Source organism: Halomonas sp. IOP_14 (assembly GCF_021021315.1).
GTDB lineage: Bacteria > Pseudomonadota > Gammaproteobacteria > Pseudomonadales > Halomonadaceae > Vreelandella > Vreelandella titanicae.
This window is the reverse complement of the sequence record NZ_JAINWD010000011.1, coordinates 52,588-63,995: the sequence shown is the minus strand read 5'-3', so window position 1 is coordinate 63,995 and position 11,408 is coordinate 52,588. Positions and strand designations below refer to the sequence as shown.

Annotated in this window: 9 protein-coding genes; 4 read left to right on the top strand and 5 right to left on the bottom strand. The window is 55.6% G+C overall.

Going from position 1 to position 11,408, the window contains the following annotated elements; genetic code table 11:
• Positions 1 to 40: 40 nt before the first annotated feature.
• The 4 genes from K7H09_RS10805 to malE all read right to left on the bottom strand — a co-directional run bounded on the left by K7H09_RS10805 (position 41) and on the right by malE (position 5,399).
• Complete coding sequence (locus K7H09_RS10805) at positions 41 to 1,531, bottom strand: TrkH family potassium uptake protein (protein WP_041158621.1); 1,491 nt, start codon at positions 1,529 to 1,531, stop codon at positions 41 to 43.
• A gap of 133 nt (positions 1,532 to 1,664) precedes the next feature.
• A complete protein-coding gene (malG, locus tag K7H09_RS10800) occupies positions 1,665 to 2,555 on the bottom strand; it encodes a maltose ABC transporter permease MalG (RefSeq protein WP_009287077.1) in 891 nt (296 codons plus the stop codon).
• 10 nt (positions 2,556 to 2,565) lie between these two features.
• Positions 2,566 to 4,137 (bottom strand): maltose ABC transporter permease MalF, encoded by a 1,572-nt coding sequence (malF, locus tag K7H09_RS10795; protein WP_039859184.1) that lies wholly within the window; start codon positions 4,135 to 4,137, stop codon positions 2,566 to 2,568.
• Positions 4,138 to 4,211: 74 nt separating this feature from the next.
• Positions 4,212 to 5,399, bottom strand: coding sequence for a maltose/maltodextrin ABC transporter substrate-binding protein MalE (gene malE / locus K7H09_RS10790; protein WP_039859183.1), 1,188 nt, complete (start codon positions 5,397 to 5,399; stop codon positions 4,212 to 4,214).
• 291 nt (positions 5,400 to 5,690) lie between these two features.
• On the opposite strand from malE, the gene zwf reads away from it, so the two are divergent.
• From zwf to K7H09_RS10770, 4 genes are all read left to right on the top strand, one after another.
• Complete coding sequence (gene zwf / locus K7H09_RS10785) at positions 5,691 to 7,196, top strand: glucose-6-phosphate dehydrogenase (protein WP_022523034.1); 1,506 nt, start codon at positions 5,691 to 5,693, stop codon at positions 7,194 to 7,196.
• 1 nt (position 7,197) lies between these two features.
• Positions 7,198 to 7,863 (top strand): 6-phosphogluconolactonase, encoded by a 666-nt coding sequence (gene pgl / locus K7H09_RS10780; protein WP_022523035.1) that lies wholly within the window; start codon positions 7,198 to 7,200, stop codon positions 7,861 to 7,863.
• 45 nt (positions 7,864 to 7,908) lie between these two features.
• Complete coding sequence (locus K7H09_RS10775) at positions 7,909 to 8,571, top strand: bifunctional 4-hydroxy-2-oxoglutarate aldolase/2-dehydro-3-deoxy-phosphogluconate aldolase (protein WP_022523036.1); 663 nt, start codon at positions 7,909 to 7,911, stop codon at positions 8,569 to 8,571.
• Positions 8,572 to 8,820: 249 nt separating this feature from the next.
• Positions 8,821 to 10,416 carry a solute:sodium symporter family transporter gene (locus K7H09_RS10770; RefSeq protein WP_027957643.1) on the top strand — a complete coding sequence of 532 codons (1,596 nt, stop codon included), beginning with the start codon at positions 8,821 to 8,823 and terminating at the stop codon, positions 10,414 to 10,416.
• A gap of 93 nt (positions 10,417 to 10,509) precedes the next feature.
• Here the strand turns inward: K7H09_RS10770 and K7H09_RS10765 are convergent, their stop codons facing one another.
• Positions 10,510 to 11,406, bottom strand: coding sequence for an SMP-30/gluconolactonase/LRE family protein (locus K7H09_RS10765; RefSeq protein ID WP_041158620.1), 897 nt, complete (start codon positions 11,404 to 11,406; stop codon positions 10,510 to 10,512).
• Positions 11,407 to 11,408: the final 2 nt, after the last annotated feature.

Genomic DNA, 11,408 nt, shown 5'->3' with positions numbered 1-11,408 from the left:
GACACGATTGTCCTTCACGAACGTCCTTCAAGATATCCGGCTAGCGTCGCCAGAACATTGGGGTCAGTAACACCACGACGGTGAGTATTTCTAACCGCCCCATCAGCATGCCAATGCATAGCAACCATTTCGCCGCGTCGGGTAGAGGGGCAAAATTACCTGCGGGGCCGATGATATCGCCTAGACCAGGGCCCACATTGGTGACTGCGGTGGCGGCACCGGAAAGAGCGGTGACTAAATCCAACCCCAGGGCAGAGAGGCTCAACGCCAGTGCCGCTATGGTGATAAAAAAGAAGAACGAGAAGGCCACTACGCTGCGCGAGATATCACTGGTGACCGGCTGATGGTTATAGCGAGTGGTAAACACACCATTGGCATGGATGAGGTAACGCAACTGGTTAAGCAGCATTAAAGAAGCAATCTGAAACCGGAAGATTTTCATTCCGCCGCTAGTAGAGCCGCTGCAGCCGCCCACAAAGGTCAGGTAGAAAAAAGCGACCACCGGCAGCGCCCCCCACTGGGTGTAATCATCCGATGCATAGCCGGTGGTGGTTACCACTGAAATAATGTTAAAGGTAACGTGGGTGAGCGATTCAAACCAGTTGTTGCCCTGGGTGATGCGCCAGACACTGAGTAGCAAAATCGCGGCCATCAAGAGCTTTAACAGCCCAAGTACCTGCTGATCGTTCCATAGGGCACTGCGCGACCCGCGTATAAAACGGATATACAGTACAAAGGGAAGCGCACCGCTCAGCATGAAAAAACTGGCCATCCACAGCAGCCATGGCTGTTCGCTATAGGCGCCGAAGGAAGCGTCGGAATTGGCAAAGCCGCCGGTAGAAAGCGACGTCATACCATGTACGGTGGCGTCTAAGAGCGTCATCCCGCCGAACCAATAACTACCAATCGCGACCAGGGTTAGGCTGACATAGATCGTTAGCGTCGCTTTGGCAATACCGCCAGTGCGTGGCATCACTTTATCCGACCAGTCGGACGACTCGGTGTGAAACAACCGCATACCACCTACTTTAAGAAACGGCAAAATCGCAATACCCATGACGATAATGCCGATGCCGCCCATCCATTGCATGAGCCCTCGCCATAGCTTCAATCCATCGGAAAAGTGCTCAATACCGACCAGAATCGTGGATCCCGTCGTAGTTATCGCTGATACCGATTCAAACACCGCATTGGTGAAGGTTAACTGTGGGGCGCCCAGCACCAGCGGCAGGCTGGCAAAACCGCTAATGGTGACCCAACTGGCGGCGGTAAGAATAAACATCTGCCATGGCTTCAACTCTAAAGCTGCGCGATAGGTGAGTAACCAGGTAAGCGCTGCGGCGCCAAGTACAATTAGAATGGAAACACCGAAGGCAGGTGCGTCAGGGTCTCTTTCAATCAGCAGTACGACGAAAGGCACTAGCATGAACAGCGCTAGCACAACCCAGAGAATCGAAATGATTTTAAAAACAGGTGCCCAGTGCCGATACACATACCTGCTACGGTAAAACCATGGTGTGAATGGAGTCATATGCCCAGCTCGCCGTTTAGTATTCTTAACATCCGCCATGACACCATGACCTTCCATAAAAAGTCTGTAAAAAAACAAAAAAACCCAGCAGAGCGCTGGGTTTGGGCAAGCTAGCTAAACACCTTCGTTAGATTTAACCTTTAACGCCCCCGGCGGTTAATCCACCAATAATCCAACGCTGGCAGATCAGGAACGCCACGGTGATTGGCAGCCCCGAGAGCACGGCAGCGGCGGCGAAGTCGCCCCAGCGCTGATTATGGTCGGCCAGGTACTGCTGGGCGCCCACCGCCAGGGTGAGCTTATGCTCATCCACCAGCAGCACCGAGGCCATGGGGTACTCCATGATGCTCATCACAAACGCCAGGATGAACACCACCATCAGAATCGGCACCGACAGCGGCAGCAGGATGTAGCGAAACGCCTGCCAAGTGCTTGCCCCGTCCACCATGGCGGCTTCTTCGAGCGACCCGTCGATGGATTCGAAGTAGCCCTTGATCGTCCATATATGCAGCGCCACTGCGCCCAGGGAAGCGACAATCAGCGCGCCGTGGGTGTTTATCCCCAGCCAGCCGACGAACTGACCCAGCCGGTCGAACAGCGCGTAGAGTGCCACCAGCGACAATACTGCTGGGAACATTTGGAAAATCAGCATGCCTTTCAACAGCGGCTCCTTGCCCTTAAAGCGCATACGGGCAAAGGCGTAGGCACTGGTGGTGGCAAGCATTAAAATCAGCAGCGAGGACACCACGGCGACTTTGATCGAGTTCCATAGCCACAGCAGCACGGGGAAGGGCGGCTGGATCACGCTGCCGTCGGCGCGCTCCCAGGGAATACCCAAGGCCAGCGCCCAGTGTTCAAGAGAGAAACGCTCGGGGATCAAGCTCCCCGAGGCAAAGTTGCCCTCACGAAACGAAATTGAAATCACCAAAAGCAGCGGAAACACGATCAGTGAAACAAAGCCGATCAGCGCCAAATGGGCGCCCCATCGCCGTGAGCGAATGGAGCGGGGTTGAACCATCGCCATAGTAAACCTCCTAAACCTTAACCTTGGAAAGCCGCAGATTGATGACCGACATGCCCACCACCAGCAGAAAGATCAGCGTGGCAATCGCCGCCGCCAGGCCGAAGTTTTGGCCAGCATCCTGGAAGGCGATTCGGTAGGTGTAGCTCACCAGCAGGTCGGTGGTGCCCGCGGGCGTGCTGGCACCCAGAATGTCCGGGCTGCCCCCGGTGAGCAGCGCAATCAACACGAAATTATTGAAGTTAAAAGCAAAGGCGGCGATTAACAGCGGTGTGAGCGGTTTGATGATCAGCGGCAGGGTGATCTTCATCAGGTTGGTGATCGGCCCGCCGCCGTCTACCGCCGAGGCCTCGTAAAGATCGCCGGGGATCGACTGAATCAGCCCCATGCACAGCAGAAGCATATAGGGGTAGCCCAGCCAGGTGTTGACGATCAGCAGCATGGTTCGGGCCAGCCAGGGGTCGGTAAACCATTCTGGGGAAATGCCGAACAGTGCCTCCAGAATCATGTTCACTTCACCAAAATGCTGATTGAACATGCCTTTGAAAATCAGAATCGAAATAAACGCTGGAACCGCGTAGGGCAGTATCAGTAGCGTCCGATAGACCGCCTTGCCCTTGAGCTGATCCCACTGCAGCAGCGAGGCGAGGACAAACCCCACGGCCAGCGTGAACAGTACGGTGAGCCCGGCAAATACGAAGGTCCAGACAAAAATCTGCATAAACGGCCCGCGAATATCCGGGTCGGTGAAAATCTTGGTGTAGTTGGTGAAGCCCACGTTCACCGGCCACCCGGGGGTGATGCGTTCTCCGTTTTCGGTGACGAAAAAGCCGATATCGTTGTCCGGCGTCAGCACCTGATCCTCCTGCCGATCGTAGAGGCTGCCGTTGTCACGAATCTCATAGCGGTCGATCATTGGCGCGAACTGGCGCAGGCCCGCCATGCGCAGCTCAGTGCCCCCGGGTGTTTGCAGGCGCAGCGCCTGGAGGGCGTCGCGGGCCTGGATGGCTGCGCGCATGGGAAGCGGCTCACCTTCGGGCGGGCCGTCTACGGCTTGGGTTGGAACGCGACGAACTTCGCTGTTAGTTAGGTTGAGCGCGGCGGATAGTAGCCGGTCGTTGTCGCCCGCAGGGGCGTCGCTTTCCAGGTAAAGGCGCACCAGCTCGCCTTCCTGGTAAAGCGCATAGGAAAAGGCAGCGCCTTCTGCCTGGTAGGTTTGATTGGTCAGTTGTGCGCGTACGCGCTCCTGGCTAAGCAGATTGTCCGAGCTGTAGTTGCTGAAGCTGATGCCGACGGTATACACCAGCGGGAAAATGACAAACACGCCAAGCCCGGCCACGGCAGGGAAAATATACCGGTGGCTCATCAGCGAACGTCGGCTGAACACCACGCCCAGCGACGTGCCAAGCACCAAAAAAAGCAGCGCAAATACCCACTGGCCGTGCATGTAAAAGGCCATCACCAGCCAAAGCAGGGCCAGTACCATCAGCCCGATCAAGCTGCGCATTGCCCAGCGGGAATAGCGTTCGGCCACATGGCGGGAGCGGTGGCGGGGCAAGCCCCGCGAAGCATTCGTGGTAAACATGAAAGATGTCCTGCGAAACTGCCCGGCCTTGCCAGCGGTGTGCCATGGTCGGGCAGTGAAGGAAAGGCGAGTGGCTACTGACGCATACGCCGCGCGGCGGCATCCAACGCTTCTTGGGGTGATTGACGCCCGCTGCCGATGTTTTGCAGCGCGGGCTCCATGGCTGCCCAAAAGGCGCCCATTTCGGGAATGTTCGGCATCGGCATGCCAACTTCGGCGTTTTCAAGCGTGGCGGCAATATTGGGGTTGTCGGCCAGTTCCGCTTGATAGTCGATGTGGGCCACAGCCCCCAGCGACCCATCGCTGTTGAAGGTGCGCATACCCTCCTCGCTGAGCAGGTAGTTTTCCAGGAACTCGACGGCCAGAAAGTCATTGGGTGAGGCCGAGTTGATCATTGCCGTCATAACGCCAAACATGGGCTTGGCACGTTCGTCGCCCACCTTGGGCAGCAAGGCGACGCCGTAATCAATGCCACTGCGCTCAAGGTTTGGCCAGGCCCAGGGGCCGCTGATCATGGTTGCTACTTCGCCCTTGTTAAAGCGATTATCCATGATGCTGTAGTCGGTACCTCGCGGCACCACGTCGCTTTCGATAAGCTCGACTAACAGCTCTGCACCTTGCACGGCACCTTCGTTGTTAACGCCAATATCGGTAACGTCGTAGCCTGCGTCAGTTTGTTTAAACGGGTAGCCCCCGTTCGCGGCTAGCAGCGTCCAGCCGTAGTAGGGCTCGCTGTAGTCGAACAGGATGGCTTTTTTACCCTCTTGGGCAAGCGTCTTGTCCAGCTGCATTAACTCGGCAAAGCTCTCCGGCGGGGTGTCCACCAAGGCTTTGTTATAAATGAGACCGAGTGATTCCACTGAAATGGGGTAGCCGTAGGTTTCGCCATTCCACAGGGCGGCTTCCCAGGTGAAGTCGTAAAAAGACTCGCGAAAGCTGTCACTAGGCGCTACCTGTTTTAGTAAGCCACTTTGTGCCCACTCGCCCATCCGGTCGTGGGCCCAGATCACGATGTCCGGCCCTTGGCCACTGCCCGCCGCCTGTTGAAAACGGTCGGTCAGGTTATCCGGAAAGACCACCTCAACTTCTATGCCCGTCTCTTCAAGAAACTGCTCAGCCAGCAGTTGAATGCCTTGCTGGCCTTTGTTGTCGCCCATCCAGATCGTTAGGCGGTCATCTTCGAACGCGAAGGCTGGCAGGGTAGCGCTGGCAGCCAAAGTGGCTGTGAGTAGCGGTCTGATAAAGTAGCGTAGCGTTGCCATCGAGTAATAACCTCATTGTTGTTGTGGTCATTTATTTATCAACTTCCGCAGAGTGGCCAATTATGCGCAAGGTCACCTCCTCCTTAGGGGGCGTAGCAGTGGCGTATATCAAGGGCGTAGAGTAAAAGTGGAAGGAGAAGGATTGATATGAAGTGCTGAGTGCGTTGATAGAGCAGAAACCGTGGTTATTTTGTAGTAAAATTACACGAATTATTGCGTATAATGCCCCCTTTACGGTAGATTTTAGGTAATCTAACTACATTAGATGCCTAATTATAAACAGGAGTGACGATGAGCCAGTCCACTGCTTCCCAAGGTGCACCGCTGGGCGATCCGAATCACGCTATTGATTTAGCGCTGTTTGGAGCGCTGGGTGATCTTGCCATGCGCAAGCTATTTCCTGCCTTATACCATCTTGATCGCGAAGGCTTGATGCCTGAAAGCACGCGCATTATGGGGCTGGCTCGCCATGAGCACGACGCTGCATCATTCCGAAAAATGGTTAACGATGCGCTGCAAAAACGGCTGAAAAGCAGCGAGCAGGATAAGCAGAGCCTCGAGCGTTTTCTCGCCCGCCTAGATTATTTGAAACTCGATTTTTCCAGCGTTGAAGGTTACGACGCCATTCGCCAGTGGCGAAAGGGCTCACCGCGCCCAATGGTGGTCTATCTTTCCGTTGGAGCACCTATTTATGGCGATATCTGCCGTCACCTGCAGGCCAGTAAAAGCCTGGATGATGAGTCCCGCGTGGTGGTTGAGAAACCCATCGGTTACGACCTGCACTCCTCGGTCGAAATTAACGACGCAATTGGTGAAGTGTTCCCCGAGTCGCGGATTTACCGCATCGACCACTATTTGGGTAAAGAGACCGTACAGAACCTGATCGCACTGCGTTTTGCCAACCCGCTGTTTGGCACCCAGTGGAACCAGAACAATATCTCTCATGTGGAAATTACCGTTGCCGAAAAGGTAGGTATCGAAGGGCGCTGGGGCTATTTCGATGAGGCGGGTCAGCTACGCGATATGGTGCAAAACCACCTGCTGCAGCTGCTGTGCTTAATCGCCATGGATCCGCCCTCTAACCTGGATGCCGATGCCATTCGCGATGAAAAGGTCAAGGTGCTTAAAGCACTTAAACCGTTTGTGGGCGAGGCGCTTGGTCGCGATGTAGTACGAGGTCAATATATCGCGGGCACTAGCGATGGCCAGTCGGTGCCGGGTTACCTGGAAGAAGAGGGCGCCAACACCCAGAGCCAGACCGAAACCTTTGTGGCCATGAAAACCGAAGTGGCTAACTGGCGCTGGGCAGGCGTGCCGTTCTACTTGCGCACCGGTAAACGGATGCCGGAGAAGCTCTCGCAGATCGTTATTCACTTCCGTCAGCAGCCCCACTATATCTTCGACCCGGATCAGCGCGGCATCGCCTCTAATAAGTTGATTATTCGCCTGCAGCCGGAGGAGGGTATTGCCCTGCAAGTATTGACCAAAGATAGCGGTTTGGATAAAGGCATGCGCCTGCGCCCGGGTCCGCTGCATTTGGACTTCAACAGCGCATTTCCCAAATCGCGGATACCCGATGCTTACGAACGCCTGCTGCTCGAAGTCATGAAAGGCCAGCAGTACCTGTTCGTGCGTCGCGATGAAATTGAACACGCCTGGCGTTGGTGCGACCAGCTCATCGATGGCTGGAAAAAACGCGACATGCCCCCGCGTCGTTATCCCGCAGGCTCTTGGGGGCCAGTCGCCTCCATCGCCATGATTACCCAGGATGGCCGCAGCTGGTACGAGGATTATTAATATGAGTCAAGCACGCCAACAGTTGGCCGAGCAGCTTGCCGAAGCCGTGTTTCAGGGTCTGCAAGACGATTTGAACCACCAGGAACGCGCCCTGCTGGTGGTTTCTGGTGGTTCTACGCCAGTGCCTTTTTTTAAGGCGCTGGCGGCCAAATCGCTGCCCTGGGAGCGGGTAGATGTAACGCTGGCCGATGAGCGTTGGGTAGACGAGCAGAGCAGCGATAGCAACGCCAAGCTGGTGCGTGAGCATCTGCTACAGGGCGAGGCATCGGCAGCCACTTTTATACCGTTAACTTGCAGCGCGGCTACACCTGAAGAGGGCGTCGATGAAGTTGCCAAGCAAGCAGAAACGCTAGCGTGGCCTGCCAGCGTGGTGATTCTAGGCATGGGCGGTGATGGCCATACGGCATCACTGTTTCCCGACAGTCCTGAATTGACCCTGGCACTTGCCACGGAGGAACTGTTAGTGGCGGTCAGAACGCCTAGTCAGCCGCAACCCCGGATTACTTTTTCGGCCGATCGCCTCCATCAGGCACGGCGGCATATTCTGCATATTACCGGCGATGATAAACGCGCCGTATTGGCCAAGGCACTAAGTGGCGACGATGTTCGTCAACTGCCTATTCGTGCCTTTTTAACCTGCCCACTGGCCATTTATTGGGCGCCTTGAGCGCTAACTGCCTTAGCCAATAATAAGTTGCTTGGAGACTCACTAATGACTATCGACAAACAGTTACCTTCTACACGCACTGCAGAGCTGGATAGCATCTGCTTGAAAGCCGAGGTGATTCCGGTCATCACTATCGAGCGTTTGGAAGATGCGGTACCGCTAGGCCGCGCCCTGGTAGAGGGTGGCTTAACCGTATTGGAAATTACCCTGCGCACTGACTGCGCGCTTGAAGCAGTGAAGCGTATGCGTGAAGCGTTGCCCGGTGCCAGCATTGGCGTGGGCACGGTACTGACGCCCGCCCAGTACCGCCAGGCCGAGCAGGTTGGCGCTGACTTTGTAGTAACACCAGGCGCAACGGAAGCCCTCTATCGTTACGGCGTTGAAAGCCCGGTGCCCATGCTGCCGGGGGTCTCGACAGTTTCTGAACTAATGACCGGCTGGCAGTACGGTTACCGTCGGTTCAAGTTCTTCCCGGCGGAATCCAGCGGTGGAGCCAAAGCCATCAAAGCGTTTGGCGCGCCGATTCCTGAAGCCCGCTTCTGTCCCACTGGCGGTATCACCGTCGACAACGCCGATGATTATCTATCGCTGCCCAATGTGATGTGCGTAGGTGGCTCCTGGCTAACACCCAAAGCAATGGTGGAAGCGGAAGATTGGGATGGCATCCGTGAGCTGGCCCGCCAGTCCGCGGAGCGCTTTCATCACTAAATAGGCATCCACTAGCAACCCGTCGCGGGCCGCATAAATGCATACCCTAGTTATGGTTTTAACCATTGCTAGGGTTTTTTTATAGTGAAGTTTTGTCATTCGCGTATCGTAACCGCCTGCGTACGACCAAAGACGTATAACGGGCTATATTCAGCTCAATTAAAATGACGGCAAGATTTGTCTGACATTTCGCTATTCGCGCATACATAAAGGTGCGTGCCACTTACAATGATGATGAGGTGAGTCAAAATGCACGCGTTGACCTTGGCGTCCTTCCTGTTTTTTACAGGGCTTGTCGCCTTTATCACTTGGCGGATCACCCGCCGAGATGACCACTCAAGCACCAGCGGCTACTTTCTTGCCGGACGTACGCTAACCTTCCCGCTGATTGCCGGCTCTCTATTGATGACCAACCTCTCCACCGAGCAAATGGTGGGGCTCAATGGGGCGGCCTTTTCTGATGGTTTAAGCGTAATGGCCTGGGAAGTGGTCGCGGTTATCGCCCTAGTGGCGTTGGCGCTATTCTTCCTTCCGCGGTTTTTGAAAAGTGGTATTGCTACGCTGCCGCAGCTTCTCGAAATTCGTTTCGATAAAACGACTCAGCTAATCACCAATATCATCTTCTTGATTGCTTACGCGGTGATTCTGCTACCGATCATTCTCTATTCAGGTGCCATCGGCCTGCAGGGCATGCTCGATCTACAGGGATTAACCGGCATTGAGTCTTCGACGACGCTGCTTTGGCTAACGGTGTGGATCGTCGGTATTATCGGTTCCGTGTATGCCCTGTTTGGTGGCCTGCGCACGGTTGCAGTATCCGACACGCTCAACGGTGTTGGCCTCCTGATCGGCGGTTTTGTGATCGTCTATTTCGGCCTGCAGGCCGTGAGTGACGGCAGCGGCATCATGGAGGGTTGGAGCATCCTTAAAGAGGCTGACCCGGATAAGCTTAATTCGATTGGCGGTGCTGAACAGCAGGTGCCGTTCTTTACCCTGTTTACCGGCGTTTTCCTGATTAACCTGTTCTACTGGAGCACCAACCAGCAGATTATTCAGCGTACCTTTGCAGCCAAAAACCTTGCCGAAGGTCAGAAGGGCGTGCTGCTGACCGGTCTCTTCAAGCTGCTGGGACCGCTCTACCTAGTACTGCCTGGCATCATTGCTTATCACCTTTATGCCGATCAGGGTGTGCGTGCCGATGAAGCCTACGGTCATTTGGTTTTTAACGTACTGCCGCCGTACCTCACCGGGTTTTTCGCTGCGGTGATGGTCGGTGCGATCCTGTCGTCGTTTAACTCAGCGCTTAACAGCACCACCACGATTTTCAGCCTGGGCATCTATAAAGGTGTGCTGAATAAAGAGGCCACGGAAGAGCAGGTGGTTAAGTCGGGTAAAGTGTTTGGCTGGATCATGGCCATTCTCACCATGATCATTGCGCCACTGCTGGCAGGTCAGGAGAGCCTGTTTGGCTACCTGCAGAAGATGAACGCGATTTACTTTATTCCGATTCTTGCCGTGGTGCTGGTCGGGCTGCTAACCAAACGTGTTCCGCCAATGGCGGCCAAAATCGCCCTGATCGGCGGCTGCTTATTGATCGCCGCCGGTTACTTTGTGCCACCGTTTACATTGCTGCCGCAGATCATGCACGAGTTCCACTTCGTGGCGCTGGTCTTTGTATTACTGGTGGCGGTGATGCTGATTATCGGCAAGGTGCGCCCAAGGGAAACCGACTGGATTCAGGAGCACAGCGGCGATGTGGATCTAACACCCTGGAAAGGGGCGGTACCCGCCGGTATCGTTTTGGTCGTGTTAGTGATCGTTATGTATATTAGCTTTGCTGGCTGATTGCCCGCCTTGTAGGTAATAGGTGAAGCCGTAACAGAAAGGCCCCGCTAGTATCCGCTAGTGGGGCCTTTTGCTGGGAGGTTCGTGGGAGAGTTATGCCAGACGTAGCGGCGGTTCGGCTAGGCCTTTGATGCCGGTTTCGACCACATAGAGCGAGCCTGCGGTGGGCTCTTGGGCCAGCTGCTCAGCACTGAATCCCTCTTGCGCCGTGGTGATATACAGCGTTTTCAGATCAGGGCCTGCAAACGCCGGGCAGGAGGGTTGGCTGACCGGCAGCTCGACGCGGCCTATTATTTCACCGTTAGGATCCAGACGAACGACCTGCCCAGCCCCCCACAGCGCTAGCCATAGGCAGCCTTCGCTATCCATCACCGCGCCATCGGGATTACCTTGGCTGGAGAAAAAGTCCGCCCAAGGCTGCGGCTCGCCTTGCGGCCAGCCGTCGTTATCCAGCGCCCAGCGCATCACCACACCCGTCACGGTATCGGTAAACCACGCAAACTCACCATCTGCGGAGAAGCAGATGGCATTGGGAATCGTCAGGCCTGAACGCAGACGCGAGAGCTCGCCGCGATGCAGGCGGTAAAGGCTTCCAGCGCCTCTTTCAGCGCTTTTACCCATGCTGGAGAGCCACAGGCTGCCGTGGCGATCAATGCGTGCGTCATTGCTGCGGGTGATAGGGTTATCGGCCTCGAAATCACTCAGCTTTTCGATACTGCCGCTGCTTGGGTTGAAGCGGCTTAAGCGGTCTTCACCGACTAACAACAGGCCACCCTCAGCGAGGGGCGCTGCCAGGGACACCCGATGATCGAGCTGATAGTGGCCGCTTTCCCCGGTGGCGGGGGAGAGCCAGTGCAGCTGCTTTCCAAGAATGTCGCACCAATAAAGGCGCTGATGTTTAGCGTCCCACTGCGGGCCTTCACCCAGTGAACAGCGGCAATCGACCGCTAACTCGGCCTGCCACGTTGAAACACTCATATCGGTATTCATTA

Excerpts from the sequence above, each read along its gene's own strand:
- K7H09_RS10805 (WP_041158621.1), bottom strand. The coding sequence starts at position 1,531 with ATGACTCCATTCACACCATGGTTTTACCGTAGCAGGTATGTGTATCGG.
- malG (WP_009287077.1), bottom strand. The coding sequence starts at position 2,555 with ATGGCGATGGTTCAACCCCGCTCCATTCGCTCACGGCGATGGGGCGCC.
- malF (WP_039859184.1), bottom strand. The coding sequence starts at position 4,137 with ATGTTTACCACGAATGCTTCGCGGGGCTTGCCCCGCCACCGCTCCCGC.
- malE (WP_039859183.1), bottom strand. The coding sequence starts at position 5,399 with ATGGCAACGCTACGCTACTTTATCAGACCGCTACTCACAGCCACTTTG.
- zwf (WP_022523034.1), top strand. The coding sequence starts at position 5,691 with ATGAGCCAGTCCACTGCTTCCCAAGGTGCACCGCTGGGCGATCCGAAT.
- pgl (WP_022523035.1), top strand. The coding sequence starts at position 7,198 with ATGAGTCAAGCACGCCAACAGTTGGCCGAGCAGCTTGCCGAAGCCGTG.
- K7H09_RS10775 (WP_022523036.1), top strand. The coding sequence starts at position 7,909 with ATGACTATCGACAAACAGTTACCTTCTACACGCACTGCAGAGCTGGAT.
- K7H09_RS10770 (WP_027957643.1), top strand. The coding sequence starts at position 8,821 with ATGCACGCGTTGACCTTGGCGTCCTTCCTGTTTTTTACAGGGCTTGTC.
- K7H09_RS10765 (WP_041158620.1), bottom strand. The coding sequence starts at position 11,406 with ATGAATACCGATATGAGTGTTTCAACGTGGCAGGCCGAGTTAGCGGTC.